13 protein-coding genes and 2 tRNA genes are annotated in these 17,491 nt (G+C 44.4%); 8 read left to right on the forward strand and 7 right to left on the reverse strand.

Annotated features, from left to right (window positions below):
* The first annotated feature begins 67 nt into the window (after nt 1-67).
* Entirely contained in the window at nt 68-505 is a 438-nt protein-coding gene (locus tag WC227_02085; protein ID MFA6963483.1) for a hypothetical protein, read from the forward strand.
* A gap of 131 nt (nt 506-636) precedes the next feature.
* Here WC227_02085 and WC227_02090 read toward each other — a convergent pair whose 3' ends face one another.
* Nucleotides 637-1,767, reverse strand: a complete 1,131-nt coding sequence (locus WC227_02090) for a hypothetical protein (protein MFA6963484.1) — start codon at nt 1,765-1,767, stop codon at nt 637-639.
* 153 nt (nt 1,768-1,920) lie between these two features.
* On the opposite strand from WC227_02090, the gene radA reads away from it, so the two are divergent.
* Entirely contained in the window at nt 1,921-3,213 is a 1,293-nt protein-coding gene (gene radA, locus WC227_02095; protein MFA6963485.1) for a DNA repair protein RadA, read from the forward strand.
* An 18-nt stretch (nt 3,214-3,231) separates the two neighbouring features.
* Here the strand turns inward: radA and WC227_02100 are convergent, their stop codons facing one another.
* A complete protein-coding gene (locus tag WC227_02100; GenBank protein ID MFA6963486.1) occupies nt 3,232-6,063 on the reverse strand; it encodes a PBP1A family penicillin-binding protein in 2,832 nt (943 codons plus the stop codon).
* Nucleotides 6,064-6,138: 75 nt separating this feature from the next.
* On the opposite strand from WC227_02100, the gene tyrS reads away from it, so the two are divergent.
* Complete coding sequence (gene tyrS / locus WC227_02105; GenBank protein ID MFA6963487.1) at nt 6,139-7,314, forward strand: tyrosine--tRNA ligase; 1,176 nt, start codon at nt 6,139-6,141, stop codon at nt 7,312-7,314.
* On the forward strand, nt 7,314-8,999 hold the full coding sequence (gene argS, locus WC227_02110; protein MFA6963488.1) for an arginine--tRNA ligase: 1,686 nt from the start codon (nt 7,314-7,316) through the stop codon (nt 8,997-8,999). Before tyrS ends, argS begins: the two co-directional genes overlap by 1 nt.
* Before the next feature lie 21 nt (nt 9,000-9,020).
* Here the strand turns inward: argS and WC227_02115 are convergent, their stop codons facing one another.
* The 5 genes from WC227_02115 to WC227_02135 form a co-directional block, all read right to left on the reverse strand.
* Entirely contained in the window at nt 9,021-11,213 is a 2,193-nt protein-coding gene (locus tag WC227_02115) for a hypothetical protein (protein MFA6963489.1), read from the reverse strand.
* 198 nt (nt 11,214-11,411) lie between these two features.
* Nucleotides 11,412-12,611 (reverse strand): glycosyltransferase, encoded by a 1,200-nt coding sequence (locus tag WC227_02120; protein MFA6963490.1) that lies wholly within the window; start codon nt 12,609-12,611, stop codon nt 11,412-11,414.
* Nucleotides 12,612-12,680: 69 nt separating this feature from the next.
* Nucleotides 12,681-12,756, reverse strand: a tRNA-Pro gene (locus WC227_02125).
* A gap of 90 nt (nt 12,757-12,846) precedes the next feature.
* A complete protein-coding gene (locus WC227_02130) occupies nt 12,847-13,236 on the reverse strand; it encodes a hypothetical protein (GenBank protein ID MFA6963491.1) in 390 nt (129 codons plus the stop codon).
* Nucleotides 13,237-13,442: 206 nt separating this feature from the next.
* The gene (locus tag WC227_02135; protein MFA6963492.1) at nt 13,443-13,793 is read right to left on the reverse strand and encodes a hypothetical protein; all 351 of its coding nucleotides are present in this window, start codon (nt 13,791-13,793) and stop codon (nt 13,443-13,445) included.
* Nucleotides 13,794-13,917: 124 nt separating this feature from the next.
* On the opposite strand from WC227_02135, the gene hydG reads away from it, so the two are divergent.
* The 4 genes from hydG (at nt 13,918) to WC227_02155 (ending at nt 17,466) form a co-directional block, all read left to right on the forward strand.
* The gene (gene hydG / locus WC227_02140) at nt 13,918-15,330 is read left to right on the forward strand and encodes a [FeFe] hydrogenase H-cluster radical SAM maturase HydG (protein ID MFA6963493.1); all 1,413 of its coding nucleotides are present in this window, start codon (nt 13,918-13,920) and stop codon (nt 15,328-15,330) included.
* A gap of 5 nt (nt 15,331-15,335) precedes the next feature.
* Nucleotides 15,336-15,411 (forward strand) — tRNA-Pro (locus WC227_02145).
* A gap of 52 nt (nt 15,412-15,463) precedes the next feature.
* Nucleotides 15,464-16,378 (forward strand): ABC transporter ATP-binding protein, encoded by a 915-nt coding sequence (locus WC227_02150; GenBank protein MFA6963494.1) that lies wholly within the window; start codon nt 15,464-15,466, stop codon nt 16,376-16,378.
* Nucleotides 16,379-16,380: 2 nt separating this feature from the next.
* Nucleotides 16,381-17,466: an ABC transporter permease gene (locus tag WC227_02155; protein MFA6963495.1), complete on the forward strand. Its 1,086-nt coding sequence runs from the start codon at nt 16,381-16,383 to the stop codon at nt 17,464-17,466.
* The last annotated feature ends 25 nt before the right edge of the window (nt 17,467-17,491 follow it).

Here is a 17,491-nt window from a genome sequence, read left to right on the forward strand (position 1 = left end):
ATTGGGAATGGTCGGATTGGACTGTGATAGCATAATGGAATACAATGAGAGAAATAATGAGGAATAAATGAATTTAATTATTCTAATTTGGCACAATTATTTGGACATGCCAAGGCATGATTTGGCATGGCACGAAAATGATATTGCCGAGGAGCTTGAAGAGTTGCATGAGGCTCGGGGGATAATCAATCGCTGGAGTGAATATTCTGATATCAGCTATACCTATACTCGAGCTTTGTGGTCGGGGCACAAGAAAATATCTTTACCGATAAATTATTTTTTGTATCTGGTCGGCTTGGCGTATATGTTTCCCAAATATACATTAAGATGGAAGTTCTTCCATAAATTGGGCAAAAAGTTAGGGGCCAAAAACAAAGTTACCGAGGTACGCAATCCATTAAAAACTCACAAGCTCAAAGAGATTGCTGCTAACTATGACTTGAATGCAGACGAGTTTGTGTCGGAAGCGAATAGATTAATGAAAAAAAGCTTTTTTCTGAAATAAAAATTTTCGCTCGGAATAGTCAACCACAATGAATCTCATAAAAAAACCGAGCCAACTCTAAAGTCTGCTCGGTTTTCTGTTTGATGCTAATCCCGTATCCTTCGGAGATCTTCCGCTAAAGAAAACTTGGGTTACTTGGACAATGATTTGAATTCGACCCAATCTCCGTAGGTTGTGCCCATCGCGTTTGTTGCATAGGCTTGAATATAGTAGGTGGTATCTGAGTAATAAAGATTGACATTGGTCTTGGTGAATTCGCCGATGTTGAAGCTACCAGTGTCGCTATAATCTGCTTGCGCAGTGCCTTTGACTCTCGATACCTTAAACCCTCTTTTGGTCACTGGCGTCCCGCCTATCGAGGTAATGTCGCCATGAGGCAATACTGAATTTGCACCAATATTAGTGGGTGCAAGAGTAGTTACTTTTGGCGCAGTTGCTTGTGGCAGGGCTGGACTTGGCGTTGAGAAAGTTATCCATTCTCCGAATGTGTTGAACTTATCGTTGCTCAGGAAAGGTGGGCAAGCTGGTCCACCAGGCATACAAATATAATCTGGGCCTTGTTCGCCAGCAAAGGCACGAACAAAATATGTAACACCAGGGCTCAGATCTTTGATATCCAATGAATCTTTGAAGACGCTTGTGGTTGTAATTCTTGTCGGTTTGTCCTTGCTTACACCATAATCAAAGCCCGTGCCAATAAATGTTTTGCCGCCAGCATTTACAATTTTTCCGACCAATGATGCTGTCGTCGCTTCGATGCCTTTTGGCATTATTGTTTGAATAATTGCTGCCGAAACATTATTTCCACCTGTTTGGAATTTGACCCATTTTCCATAAACATTACCAGTTTGATTGCCGGCATAAGTACCATCTTTGATCTCATAGATTCCAGCAAAGGCTCGAACGTAATAGGAAGTGTTGGGCTCCAGGCCGGTAAAACCGATAGCCTTGGTGTAAGTACTGTTTACCGCGAAACTGCCAGTGTCATACATTGTATTATAAACCGTGTCGCTGAGGCCGAATTGAAAACCGCGAACAGTTACTAATTGTGCGCTTGTACCCCCCGAGGCCTTTGAAGTTATGCCTTGAAGCAGTGCCGATGTTTCCGTAACTTTAAGTGGTGAACTTGTCTCAACAAGGATCGGATAAAGCTTTGCAGATGACGCAGAGAATCGGATTTTACCGGACATCCCCAGATAGGTAAGCCCTGCCGCTATGACCAAGATGATGGCCCCACTAATAATAAGAGTACGTTTTTTCATGTTATCCTCGCTTAAATTAAGAGTACGTTTTTTCATGTTATCCTCGCTTAAATATCGCGTAACAGTGTCATTATCTCACACTGGTAATTAAATATCCAGTCGATGCAATCATAACATTAGGTGTTCATGATAATATTGCGGTATAATTTCGGTATGGCGAAGAAACCAACAATAATTTATCTATGTGATCAGTGTGGCAATGAATTCCCGGTCTGGGCGGGGAAGTGTTCGATGTGCGGTGCCTGGAATTCTCTCAAAGAGTTAAAGATTGAAAGTTCTAGCGCCAAGGCTAGTCGAGCCAGCCGAGATGTTTCTCTATACAAAATTGCCGAGATCAAAGCGGATGATTTTTCGAGAATATTGACCGGCATATCAGAATTTGACCGTGTCATGGGAGGCGGAATAGTCCCAGGATCGATTACGTTAATCGGTGGGGAGCCGGGGATAGGCAAGTCAACGTTGATCTTGCAAGTGGCTTCGTCTGTTGGCGGAGTGATGTACAATTCGGCTGAAGAATCAGCCCAGCAGATCAAGATGAGAGCTGACCGTCTCGGCGTGGGCCAGAGCGATATTACACTTTTGTCTGAGCCCAATGTTGAAGCTGTACTAGATCTGGCGCGCAAGAATAAACCAAAATTATTAATTATTGATTCGATCCAGACGGTGACTTCTGACAATTATGACGCGACTGCTGGGAGCATTGTCCAGGTCAGAGAGTGCGGGATCATTCTTCAGCAATTTGCCAAAAGTAGTGGCATCCCGGTCTTCGAAATTGGTCATGTCACAAAAGAGGGAAATTTGGCTGGGCCGAAGATTTTGGAGCATTTAGTCGACACAGTCCTATATCTTGAGGGTGAACGATTCAATGATGCGCGAATTTTGCGAGGGGTGAAGAATCGCTTTGGAGCGACCGATGAAATTGGAATATTTTCAATGCAGGGCAAGGGAATGGTCGAAGTTACAAATCCGTCTGAACTTTTCCTCTCCGAACGGCAGGAAGGGCCAGGCAGTGTAGTCACGGTAGCGATAGAGGGCACCAGGCCGCTCTTGGTCGAGATTCAAGCAATCGTCGTCCCAACCCACTTTGGCTATCCCAAGAGGACTAGCTCGGGCTTTGACTTGAACCGTTTAAATTTACTTGCAGCAGTCGTCAGTAAAAACGGCGGACTCGACCTGTCCAATCACGACATATATTTGAATGTTGTCGGCGGCATGAAATTGAAGGAGCCGGCTGCTGATTTGGCAGTTTGCGCCGCGATAATTTCCTCGGCTATGAACAAGAGTTTTGGCAAGGATTCTTGTCTGTTTGGCGAAGTAGGCTTGATGGGAGAGACCAGGAATGTGACCAGAAAAGCAGAGCGCGAAAAAGAATCCAAAAAGCTTGGTTTTGCGCAAATCAAAGTGGATTCCATCCGAGAGTTAAATGAAAAATTGGGCACGAAATAGATCTATAGGTTCTTCTGACTACGGTGCTAGAAAAGTGTTCGTGTAAGTGCTTGGGTTGCTACCGCTTGAGTTGCTGGTGATGGTGTATGAATACGTCTTGGCTGAAACTAAATCCGATAGGGTGATTTTGTGGGTTAAGCCTACACTCGAATTTGCCGAAGTTTGGGAGCTTACTCCCGTAGCGTAATAGGTGATAGAGCCATAGCTCTGGTCTGTAGTATCCCAGGAAATATCGACCGAGCCGGCTACTCCATCCTTCACTGTGACGCCCGTAACGGTCGACCCGTTAGCGAGGACGACGGCAACTTGGATATCGGTCGAAGCGGTCACATTGTTATTGTCGGTAATCCTGGCGGTCAAAGCATATAATCGAGCCTCTAAATTCTTGAAGTCATACTGAATCGAGTATGGAGATGTGCTTGAGACGCCGATTGAAACTCCATCCAAGAAATATTCGACATTTTTGACCCCGCTTGGCGACTCTGCTGAAACACTGATATCGGCGAGCCCAGAAACCGTTGTGCCATTAGACGGGGAAGAGAAGCTAATCTTGGGAAGCAAAGTCGCAGCGTCACAGATTTCAGTCGGGGCGCTTCCGAACATGCCGTTTGCTGTGGCCCAATCGCGAACTGGGTTTTCCCAATTTGGATTGTCAGGGCGTTCAGAATGAACGACAGTAATAGTCCGAGTATCGATTAGTTCGGCAGGAGCGTTGGCTGGAGCCAATTTGTCAGTACCCTTGCAGAGATTCAAGACCTGGTGAACATTATCCTTGTCTGTCGGTATTTGCCAAGCTGCGAAGATATCAGTTGTAGTTTCGGATGAATACTGAGTCGGTACTTTGTTGGACCATCTCTCGACTGTCACCGTTTGGATGCCAGCCGGTTTGGCGAACTCTTCGTTTGGAGTGCCATCAAGCGCTTTGACCATATAGTTGTGAAATATTGGACCGGCCAAGACCGAGCCGTCGGCTCCGTTTTTCATCGCAACCCCGTTGCTGTTACCAACCCAAATTGCAGTCGCAAGTGAAGGGGTAAAACCGACGGTCCAAGCATCTTTGAAGCTTGAAGTGGTTCCGGTTTTGGCGGCAACGGTTCGGTCAGGGAAATAGAGTGAGGAGCGAGTGCCAAAGACCAGGCTTCTGGCGTCGTTATCCGAAAGAATACTGGACATCTCGTAGGCAATTTGAGGATCCAGCACCTGATTTCCGGTGTTTCTCTCGGGTTTGTATTCGTACAGAACTTTGTTGCTAGAGTCTGTGATTTTCAAAACTGACATCAGATCATGCTTGACGCCGCCGGTTGCGAAGACGGAGAAGGCCCCAGCCATTTCTACCGGTTTGACTTCGCCGGCTCCAAGAACGAGGGAAAGGCCATAATCTTGCCGATTTGTCAGAGTTGTAATGCCCATATCGGAGGCAGTCCGAAGGACATTATCGATCCCGGCGAGCGAAAGAACTTTGACAGCTGGAATATTCAGAGAATTTGAGAGTGCTTGTCGCATTGTGATCGGCCCGTTGGTGCGATTGTTGTAGTTGTGGGGGATGTAGGGTGGGTTGCCACCAAAATTTGTTTCCATGTCGTAGATAATTTTGGATGGGGAATAATCAGCGCTTTTGAATGCAGTGGCATAAGCGAAAGGCTTAAATGATGAGCCTGGCTGGCGCAACGAATCAGCCACGTTTACCTGGCCATCGATCGAGGTATCAAAATAATCCTTTGACCCAACCATGGCCAGTACCTGACCAGTTTTGGGGTCTACTGATACCAGGGCCGCATTTTTGGCTCCGTATTTATCGTTTTTCGGCACTCCGTCCTTGACGGCTTGTTCGGCCATGATTTGCTTGTCATAATCCAAAGTCGTGACAATATTCAGCCCCTCTTTGTTGATTTTGTCCTCGCCGTATTCGTCGACGATTTGCTCCAGGACGTACATGGCGAAATGAGGAGCTAACATCGAGTCATGTCTGGGCTTGACTGCAACATTCAGAGTGGTAGTGTCTACTTTCTTGGCTTCGTCGGCTTGTTCTTTCGTAATTTTGCCGTTTTCGGCCATTCGATCCAGAACATAGTTTCGACGATTAACTAGTTTCTCGACGTGTGTGCCATATGGAGAATAGTAAGTTGGCGCGTTTGGAATGGCAGCCAAAGTGGCGGCTTGTGCCAGGGAGAGGTCTTTGGCTGGAAGCGCATAATACATCTTGGCGGCTGCCTCGGCCCCTGCCGTGTTGTTACCATAAGGAATTTCGTTGAGATACATGGTTAGAATCTGATCTTTGTCGAACATGAATTCTAGCTCGACTGCCAGAATAGCCTCTTTGATTTTTCGGGCGATAGAGCGGTCAGAAGTGAGAAGGGCGGTTTTGACATATTGCTGAGTGATGGTTGAGCCTCCACGAAGAACTGCAGTACGACCGAGCATCTTATCTACTACCGCGCTCAAGATACTGCTGAATCTGATACCATGGTGCTGATAAAAATTAGCGTCTTCTACGGATATGGTGGCGTCTTTGAGATATTGAGACATTTGGTCGCTTGGGACGATGGTTCTTTTCTGGTCGCCGGTTTCGTAAAGTAGCATTTTCCCGGTTTTGTCATAAATTTTGGTCGAGACAGTTGGCTTGCGACCAGCAATTTTAGATGGAGTGGGCAAATCCTTCGAAAACCAAGCGAAAAGAAGGGCGATAACCAAAATTATGCCGAGTACAGAATAGATCGTCCACGTCCAAAAAGAATGCCAAAAATGTTTTTTCTTCTTCGGCAACTCTCTCTTTACCTTTGACTTGAACAGGCATTTGAATACGTTCTTCATTTTGTTGACCATTGTGCTAGCGATTGTGTTTAATTTCATATTCCTCTTTCTTTACATTATACGTCCATATTGATATTCTGTAAATGAATCGTGCTTGTAAAATAAGGAAATAATATGGCAGACGAAGAATTTTTTGATCGTGGCGTAACAGAGATCATTACCGAGGCGTCTTTTCGTGAGAAGCTAAAAGCGGGCAAGAAACTTCGTATCAAATATGGAGTCGATCCAACCAAACCAGATATCCACCTGGGCCATGCCTCAGTGATGTGGAGACTTCGAAAGCTTCAGGATGAAGGCCATACCATTATTTTCTTGATCGGCGACTACACTACCAAGATTGGCGACCCGTCCGGTCGCAATGCTACCAGGCCGGTGTTAGATGACGCCGAGATCAAGAAGAACGCCGCAACTTACTTCGATCAAGCTGGCAGGATTTTAGATATGGGCAAAACCGAGATCAGATACAATTCAGAGTGGTTTGATAAATTGTCCTTTAACGATCTTTTGCAAATAGCTGGTAAATTTACGGTGGCTCAAATCATTGAGCGCGATGACTTCGAGAAAAGATTAAAAGAAGGCCATGATATTGGACTTCATGAGACGCTCTACCCAGTGATGCAGGCGTATGATTCTGTCATACTTATGGCTGATGTCGAATTTGGCGGCGGCGATCAGAAATTTAATATGCTAGCCGGCAGGGATTTGCAGAAGAAGATGAATCAATTGCCTCAGGATGTCGTAATGTTTAAGCTTTTGGTCGGACTGGACGGCAAGATCAAGATGAGCAAATCAGCAGACAACTACATTGGAATTACTGAGCAGCCAGATCAGATTTTTGGCAAGATAATGTCTATCCCGGATAGCGCGATTATCGAATATTTCGAATTGGCCACAAAGATATCGGAAAATGAGATCGAAAAGATCAAGGACGAGTTAAGAGAGGGCAAGAATCCTCGAGATATCAAAATCCAGTTGGCCAAAGAGATTGTCTCTATCTATTATAGCGGCAAAGATGCCGAGGCAGCTGCCTTAGAATTCGAGAAAGTATTTTCGAGGAAGGAGCTTCCGACAGATATTCCTGAGGCAAAGATTGAATATGGAAATTATAATATTTTGACCATACTAACTTTACTCGGCAGCGTTTCATCAAACTCTGACGCTAGAAGACTGGTCGAGCAGGGCGGAGTCAGGATAGATGAGGCCAAGATTACTGATCCGACTGCACAAATTGCGATCGATAAAGGCATGATAATTCAAATCGGCAAAAAGAATTTCTTCAAGATAAAGTAATGAGAAATATTGTAAAAGCAAAAATTGATCTAGCCCTAAAATCACTTGGTTTTAATTTGCCTGGCTATTCTGTAGATGAGCCTCCAAGTCGCGAAATGGGGGACTATTCGACCAACGTCGCGATGGTTGCGTCTGGCCTCGAGAAGAAAAATCCCCGCGAAATCGCCCAAAAGATTCAGTCAGAATTATCGAAAGATCCAGAAATTGAAAGTGTTGAGATTGCTGGACCAGGCTTTATCAATATCGCCTTAAAGAGTGATCTTTATACTGAAGAGCTCTCCAAAATCTTGGAAGAGGGGAGTAAGTACGGATCGTCGGAAATTGGCAAAGGCAAAACTATCAACGTCGAATATGTTTCGGCAAACCCAACTGGCCCTTTGCATATCGGCAATGCTCGTAGCGGCCCGATTGGTGAAGCGGTGGCTAATCTTTTTGAATTTAACAGCTATGGCGTCACCAAAGAATTCTATGTAAATGATATCGGGGTGCAGATCGGACGATTTGGGAAATCATTATTCCACTGGTGCGCCATCAAGTCTGATCCTAAAATAGAATTCCCAGAAGGTGGCTATCCTGGAGAGTATATTCAGGAGACGTCAGAGAAAATTCAAAAAGAATTTGGAGATGAAATTGCTCACCTAGATAATGATCAGGAGAAAATCGATTTTTTTGCTAGAAAAGGTCTGAATGTTATGGTCGCAAATATTAAGTCAGACTTAGAACTAGCTGGAATTAACATTCATACTTTTTCATACGAAAGCAAGATTATAAATTCTGGAAAATCAAAGATAGTGATTGATCGCCTAAAAGAAAAAGGTTTTGTTGCTGAGAAGGATGGTGCTGTCTGGTTCAAGAATCCAGAAGACCCAGACCTTATGGACAATGACGCTGTATTGGCTAAGAGCGACGAAGAGAAATCTCTCACATATTTTGCCAATGATATCGCATATCATTTGGATAAGATTGATAGGGGTGCTGACAAACTTTTTGATATCTGGGGGGCTAATCATTTCGGTCATATACCTCGGATGAAGGCTGCGCTTAGAGCTCTCGGGTGTCCTGATGAGACGCTAGAAATTGTTCTATACCAATATGTCAGATTGAAGAAATCGGGCGTGGCTTCGAGCATGGGCAAAAGATTGGGCAATTTCGTTACCTTGCGCGCTGTGATTGAGGCGGGGGTAGAGGCAGACGCCTTCAAATATTTTATTCTTTCTCAAAACGCTAATACGCCGATGGATTTCGATATTGAACTAGCAGCCGAAAAATCAGAGAAGAATCCTGTCTACTATATTAAATATGCTCACGCTCGAATTTGTTCAATTCTCAAGAAAATTGAGGAACAGGGGACCCCACTTCGCCAAGGCTTCGCGGGGCAGGTAAGCGATCAGGAGCGAGGAGATCTTTCATTATTAAAAGACGAAAAAGAAATCGCCCTCTATAAAGAGCTGGTAAAATTCCCAGAAATCGTCGAGGAAACTCTTGTTGATTTTCAAACTCAACGACTCCCCCACTTCGCTTACAAAATCGCCGCTCTCTTTCATGATTTTTATAACTCATGCAGTGTAATTGATGCAGGATCAAAAGAGCTTGTATCAGCTCGCTTGTCCCTGATAATCGCGACCAAAAATATTCTGGCCAATACTCTAAAAATCTGCGGCATCAAGGCCCCAGAGAAGATGTAGAACTATAAATTTATGAAGTGGCTAGAGGCTACCTTCGTATATTTTGTTGTCTCCTAGTCCCCATATCTTTTGGAGTTTGGTGTTCACGACGAAATCTTGCAATTTCACGCCGTCAAAAACATATTGATTCTGGAAGTTTCCAGCTTTGTCGAATCTGAGGATTTTGCCTGCATTTGAATCAAAGACGAAGAGGTTACTCGTCTCATCATCAGTGTATATCTTGGTCGCTAATATCTTGTCCTGATCTATCAGGCTTGGAATATCTCTCAGGGCGAAATCTTGTTCTAGGCTTCCACGGACAAACTTTGCGACGCGGTTCCCTTTCTCCAGGACGAAGATGTTGCCGTCAACTGCCATATCTTTGGCTTCAATTAGCGATATTTTTCTGGTATCGGCGTACTTCGAGCCCTTGGCAAAACCGTCGTCCTTCTTGGTGTGTTTCCAGACTTGGCCAGTCTCGGAATCGAGGAGGTAGATATTTGTAGCATACGTTGTGATCGCAGCCGACCTTTCCCACGCGCCCAGGTCATCAGTGACTTTGAACTCTGAGATGGTATTGCTGTCTAATGTCATGGACAAGACTTTTTGTTGGTCAGTCAAGACCAGAATAGTATTTTCTTGTTTTGAAAATGTCAGATTGATCGGTTGCCCCATGCCGCTAATAGTTGCCACAGGTTTTGATGATTTGTCTCTGGCGTCGGAGAGGGAAATTATTCCCTCGTTGCTGATGCCATAGATTTGCGATCCGACCAGAGCGATTTTTGTAATATTTTTTTCTGCAGCAAAGGGGCTCGTATAGTAACGGACTGTATTGGTCTTGTCATCGATAAACTCGTTGATATTTTTGACCAGGATGAGAGCTTTTTCACCGTTGACGCTTGAAGATCGGGCGTTTTCGGCGGTACTCAAAATCTCGAAGATTTTCTTGTAATCGACTGATTTGTGGAGGGCTAAATCGTTCTTGAAATTTTCAAAATCTGTTTTGGCCTGGTCATATGAACCGTCAAGTCGAACCTGGGAAATCTTGGCTTCGCGCTTCTCATTGTTCTCTGAGATCTTGAAATATCCAGTCGAAAGGGCGACCAGTATCAGGAAAATATACAGGTATTTCCTATTGTTCTTCTCAAGGACGATCCCGACTTTGTCGATGTGGCCAAAGCAATTTTGGCAGAAAAAAGCGATTTGTCCAAAGAAAGATTTGCTGGGGCCATGCTTGGCGTAGGCGACAGCCTTGATTTTGATCTTCTTGTAATTCTCTGACTCTTCGAGAGACTTGAAATTTTTGCTAATTCCAGCTTTTGCCTTCATGACTTGGTCGACGGCCTTGGGCAAATTTTTCCGAACGTATTGTAATATCTTGGGCCAGACCTGCTTGCGGCATTGATGCAAAAGTTGCTTCAGGAATTTGAGCGAACTCTTCCCGGCTACCAGGGCGCCGACCCGACTTTTTTCTCTGGCTTCTGAAAATTTCGATTTAATATTTTTCACAACTGGATCGTCGTCATCAGTAAAGACGCACTGCAAGTTTTCATCGAGATAGGCAAAACCCTCATCCTTGTTGTCTGCAAAAATGACGATGGCGCCGACCGATTTGACTCGTGATTTTCTCAGTATTCCAGAGATTCCCATCACTTCTTTGGCGGGATCGTGGAGCTTGATGACCTCTTTGAGATTGCTAAGGGGGAGGTGACCATAGGTATCTTTGGTTGCGAAGATAAGGCGGTCGTCGCTCGAGAGATCTCCAGAAACGATGTCGGAAAATATTTTGCCTGGATGAGTTGGCGCCTCACTATCCTCTTGGTTGATCAGGGAGGAGATACGATTATTTCTGAAAATATAGCCGACTATTTTGCCAGTTTGTGAGAGTAATATGTCTCGCCCCGAGACTATCCCAATTAGCATATTGAGGGAGAAAATCGATTTTAGATCCGTTTGCTCTGCTTCTTTGCAGATGGCGTTGTTCAAGGCTGATAAAATATCATCGAAATCTTTGGGCTGAAAACTTTCTTTGTCGGAGACCTCATCCATGATGACCTGGTTCAGCTTCTCCAAGAAAGCCTCATCTTCTGGCTGGGAGAAAGGTAGGTCGATTAAATAAAAAAGAAAATTACCGCCATCAAAATCAGAGCCGATCTTTTCACAGATAAGCCCCCTATTCTCCGATCTATTCCTGCTGGTGATAAGGGCAGATTGAACTACCGGAAGTTTGTCCATTTATTCTTTTATTTTACCTTTTTCGGTGGATATCTTCAACCAAAGGGGTATTTAAAAATAATATTATTTAATGATAAAATCTAAGTGAGGTTTTGCTTAGGCGATAAATTGGCCATCAATTAGATCGCATAGGGTTTCCAATATTTGTTCTGACCGTGGTCAGAACGTGAGGTAACCCACTTGGTTATAAAGACCAATTTAAACCGAAGCAGAGCCTCTTTTTTGTTTGGATTCAATCAGCTCACGGTAAATATCAAGTAACTCATGGAAGGTCTTGGTGATCTCATGCTGTGAAGCGATTTGCATCGAGTGTCGGCCCATTACTTCAGCTTGTCTCTTGTGTCTGATGATTTCGACAAGTCCCTTGGCCAAATCTTTTGAATCGTCAGTTTTGAACAAGAAACCGTTGACTTCGTCCTTGACTAGCTCTGGGAGGGCATTGGCTTTGACGGCTACTATAGGAAGTCCTGCGGACATAGCTTCAAGGGTGACCAGACTTTGAGTTTCAATAGTTGAAGCAATAGCGAAAACCGTCGCTGACTTGTAGAGAGCGACAAAATCGTCGGAATCATGGTCGAGGCGCCCCAGCATAGTTAAGTCCTTCCTGACACTTAGATCCTCAGCCAATTTCTCCATTTCAGAGATAAGATCCCCCGTACCGGCGAAGACGAAATGAGCGGTGGTATCCTTGACGACATCAGGAATTGCCCTGACAATAACATCGATACTTTTGTCCTGATCAATTCTGCCTGTGTAGAGTACGATTGGATTATTGGGCAAATGATATTTGATCTTGAAGTCATTAATTTTTTTCTGCGGAAATTTCCTGGCGAAACGATCGTAAAATATTCCGTTTGAAATCGCCACCACTGGAGTCTTGACTCCCCAAGAGCGGATTTGTTTGGCGATAGTCTCGGTCGGCGTGAGGACTAGATCGCAACGGTTGTGAAAAGATACTAAATACCTTGTCAGCAGAAATTTGGAAAAAGGCTTCAATATCTTGAGTTTGACATATGCGATAGCAAATTCGAGACTAAAATGATTGGTGATGACGACAGGAATGTTCTTTTCATTTCCGACGTCTCGAAGCATTATGCCAATGGTGGCGACGTCTTGGAGATGGATCAAATCTGGCTGGATCGATTCAATTTGACGCCTAATTTCATTCTTCGAAGCAGAAGTGATGCGAAAGCCTTTGCGGAAAGGATTCACAATCGATTTCAAGCGGATCACTTTGTATGGGAAGCTCTTGTCAACAGAGGTTTCGCCGGTGCGACTGGGGCAGAGGACTATTGGCTCATGGCCAGATTTCAGTAAATTATTAGCTAGAATTTCGGTCGCAACAGCAACACCAGAAATATTGGGAGAGAACGATTCGGTTCCTAATATTATTTTCATACTAATATTTTAGCTGTAAACAGAAATATTATCAAACAAAAATATACTCATCCATGACGAGTATATTTTTGGTCAGGGAGGCGGGACTTGAACCCGCGGCCTCCGGACCCCCAGCCCGGCGCGCTACCAACTGCGCTACACCCTGAACAATTTAAAACAATACCAGATTTGAGACATGATTTCTAGGCAAAATAAAAAGCGGCCGATGTGTAGCGGCCGCTTGGATTGGTCGGGCTCAAAGGGATGTGCTGCCCTTTTTCCCGAAATTGTCATTGGAGTGGGATCTCCTTTGACCGACATAGATTGTCTTCGAATAGACCGAGAGCTTAAAGCAGATGCTTGCTGATCCGTTGTTGGCAATCGTCGGCGCTATATGCTGTTTGCATATCCCGAAGACGTATCTTGCAATGTGCGTTTCTGACCATGCCTCTGATGGCCACCTCTTGGTCCAGGAGTCTGTGGGCCAAAGAAATTGGATAGATGTGCGTACCTTGTTGGCACGCTTGCGGATTACTACTCTGAATTCGAGATGAATGTAAGCTGGCTTACCATACTCGAAAGGAAAGCTTGACCCGCTTTGGTTTAGAATTGCCAGGATGTCCTGGACGGGGGCGGGGATCGTCATTGAATTGTCCTCCAAATTTTCATTCTCATATAACAAAAAATCACCTGCTCGTATCCGGCTGGTGATTATTCGCTATATTCTCTAGTAGTCCAAAATCACTTGCCGGAATGGGTAAGTAGTAGGACTAGTAGGTTTTGTGCGAATGTGATCATTGAGATGAATTTACGCTTTTCCGATAAAAAAGTCAAGAAATAAAAAATGGCCGACTATTCTTGGTCGGCCATGGGTTCTGGGGTCAAGAGTATTTCCGTATAAGTAAGACCGAAGTCTTGCTGCGGGATCATTTCCCAGGCGTTGTTCTTTTCTTCCAATCTGAAGCCCAGAATTGCGCCATAGGCACCGCATGTCGGCCAAAATTGGCCGATCGCCAGATAGTTCTCTGACGAGCCCACAATATGGAAATCTCTGGAGCAGCCGCCCTGGGTGAAGACGCCCTCACCAAAGACGCGGTTTTCGATCAGTCGTATTTTACCCTTGTATTCGAAGGTTGGCGGGCTCTGGAAGGGAAGTAACGGTTTTCCCAGAGCTGAGATATGAAAGGAAAATTCGGTGGTCATGCTTCCACCTCCTCAAAAATTCTGCTCTGTGCAGTAATCAATGGAATCTTTATAACACAAAATCGGTTGTTTTGCCAGTCAACCTTACTTTTAATATTTGAAGTTTTGATCTATCCTATGAGTTATGACTATAGAAAACATCAAAGATATTGTTGACGACGAGCTTTTTAATAAACTTCTGCTTGGGACTATAGATCCAACCCAAGAAATTATTTTGAAGATTTTGAAGAAAGCTTCGAAGAAAAAGGGCTTAAGTTTGGAAGACGTTGCCGCTCTTTGCAATTGTACTGACCCGGTCTTGATCGCGAAAATCTTTGAGTTCGCCTACAAGATCAAACAGGACATCTATGGCGAGCGGATAGTCCTATTTGCTCCACTATATATATCTGATTTTTGCGTCAATGACTGCGAATATTGCAATTTCCATTGCCGGAACAACTCGCCGAGGCGAAAATTATCTCTAGAAGAAGTGGCGTCACAGACAAAGGCCCTGGTCGATATGGGACACAAACGGCTGCTCCTCGAGTTTGGCGAACATCCCGTCGAAAATCCAATTGACTATGTTGTTGACACCATAAATACAATTTACAAAACGAAATCGAAGAACGGCGAGATTCGGAGAGTGAATGTAAATATTGCCGCCACGACAGTAGAAAATTATCGCAAACTGAAGGAAGCGGGGATTGGCACCTACCAACTTTTCCAAGAAACATATCATCGGCCCACTTTCGAAAAATTACATCATGGGCCAAAAGCCAAATATGAGAGACAGCTTTTCGCTCACAACAAAGCTTTTGAGGCGGGGATAGATGACTTGGGAATTGGCGTGTTATACGGTCTTTATGATTGGCGATACGAAGTTCTAGCTCTCGTCTCTCATGCAGCTTACATGGACAAAACTTTTGGCGTCGGCCCGCATACTATTTCAGTACCGCGTTTTCAGGAAACGCCAGGAGTAGACTTTAAGCCGCCATATCCTGTTTCGGAGGATGAATTACTGAAAATCGTCGCAATACTACGATTAGCCGTGCCATATACCGGGATGATTATTTCGACTCGAGAACGGCCAGAAATTCGAGAGCAGGCGTTTAAACTTGGTATTTCTCAGACTAGTGCAGGCTCCCGAGTAGAAGTGGGTGGATATGACGAAAATTCTAAACCAGTGACTAAAAGCCCAAAAGATGATGGTTGCGGCCAATTCACCACTCATGACCCGAGAACCTTGGATCAGATTGTGATAAGCCTTTGCGACCAGGGGCTTTTACCATCTTTCTGCACTGCCTGCTACCGAAGTCTTCGGACGGGAGAGAGTTTCATGGAAATCGCCAAGCCAGGCAACATCCACAATTTTTGTCGGCCAAATGGAATTTTGACCTTCAAGGAATATCTCCTGGATTATGCTTCACCTCTGGCCAAGCAAAAAGGCGAGAAATTGATTCGTGAATATTTGGACAAGATTCCGTCAAAAAAACGCAGAGAAGAAACGATGGAGCGTCTGGCTAGACTTGAAAAAGGCGAGCGGGATCTGTACTTTTAATATATCGGAGCGTGGCCCAATTGGTAGGGCACGCGATTCGGGTTCGCGAGACTCCGGGTTCGAGTCCCGGCGCTCCGACCATTTTACATATGAGAAGACTGATGCTAATATATTGTCTGGAGAAAATTTTGTTATGGATTCGATAGAAGTCAAAAATTTGGTGAAAAATTACGGTCGGCTAAAGGCCGTTGATGGTGTCTGCTTCGAAGTTCGACAGGGCGAAATTTTTGGGTTGCTCGGCGAAAACGGAGCGGGCAAAACTACAACGTTGGAGATGATTGAAGGTTTGCGCAAGCCGACTTCTGGATCTATCCTGATGCTTGGAACCGATCTGAGTCATGGGATGAAAGATGAAATCAAAGAAAAAATTGGTGTTCAGCTCCAATCATCCGCTTACTACAATTTCCTAACACTCAAAGAAATACTTGAGCTTTTTGGCGGATTTTACCAAAAATCAATTCCTGCCTTGGAACTCCTGAAAATGGTAAATCTGGATGCCAAGGCAAACTCTCTGGTCAAAAATCTTTCTGGCGGGCAAAAACAGAGATTTTCTATCGTCGCTGCATTGGTCAATGATCCCGAGATTGTTTTCTTGGACGAGCCGACCACCGGGCTTGACCCGATCGCTCGTCGACGGCTGTGGGACATTATCGTCAAAATAAAATCTCAGGGCAAGACTATCATCATCACAACTCACTATATGGAAGAGGCGGAGGTTCTTTGCGATCGCATTGCTATTATGGACAAAGGCAAGATTCTGAAAATGGGGGAGACTCACAAATTAATTGAAGCGACCAAGACTCCTTACAAGATTAGCTTTATCTTGAGCAAGCCGGATGGCAAAGAAATAGATGAAATTGCCAAGTTTGGAAAATTAGAGAATCTGGCCGGCAAGTCGAATCACTATGAAATGCATCTCAAAACTCAAGACGCAGTCAACAAATCGATCAATATAATTCAGAAATTAAATCCAGAGTCGCTGACAGTGGGGCGTGCTTCACTTGAAGACTTATTTGTGGAGTTAACAGGTAAGAATATCGAAGAGTAAATATGTTTAAACTTTTTCTGCCAGATTTGAAAATGTTATTTCGGAACAAGCAAGCCTCGTTCTGGGCCTTGATGTTTCCCCTCATGTTCACCTTCATCTTTGGGTTTTTCTTTGGCAAAGATTCTACTACTGGCAATATTATAGTGATTAATAATTCAAAGACGGAAATTGCTACCAATCTGGAGCAAACGCTGACCGATACAAAGTTGTTTGTCATAAACAAAGATTATACTGACATCGACAAGGCTCGCGAGCAGGTCGAAAAGGGAAAAATTGCTGCCGTTTTGGTAATCCCTGAAAATTTTGGAGCGCCAACGTCTTCTGCGCCAAAAACATTGCAGGTCATCGATGATCCGGCCAATACAACGACCAACACCGTGCTACTTGGCTTTCTCGATAAATTTAATGTCGGCCTCACTTTCAAGATCAACAAGATCGAAGAGACTGCTTTCACCGTTATCGAGGAGAAGACAAACAAGAAGAGTTTGGGATATTTCGACTTTGTTTTGGCTGGTTTGCTTGGCCTATCTCTGATGAACGCCTCGATAATGGGAATCGCCGTCGGTATGTCAAAGTATCGAGAAGACAAGATATTCAAAAGATTGACTACGACCCCGATGAAACCTTGGTGGTTTATCGTCAATGAAGTTCTTTCCCATTTGGTTCTCAATTTCCTGCAAATCACAATCATCCTATTTGTTGGGAAATTTGTCTTCGACGCTCATATTTATGGAAGTTTCTGGGTGATTTACCCGCTGGCACTTCTCGGAGGTGTATTGTTCCAGCTTATTGGTTTCGCTATCGCTTCTATCGTCAAAACGACCGATGCCGCTCAGGGCGCGGCCATGGCGATCACCATCCCGATGATGTTCTTGGGCGGTGTTTTCTTCCCAATCGATGGTCTGCCCAAATGGCTTTTCTCGATTGTGCAGTTTTTGCCGATTGCGCCATTACTCCGAATGCTTCGGACAGTTGTACTCGAAGGTGGCTCAGTACTGACCAATCCAGCTAATATGATTATCGTACTATCGTGGATCGTAGTCTGTCTCTTCTTCGCTAGCTGGAAATTTCGTCTTAACGAAGAATAAGATTGAAAGAGTCAAACATTTTGGA

Source organism: Patescibacteria group bacterium (genome assembly GCA_041671645.1).
Taxonomy (GTDB): domain Bacteria; phylum Patescibacteriota; class UBA1384; order XYA2-FULL-43-10; family 1-14-0-10-43-13; genus JBAZBD01.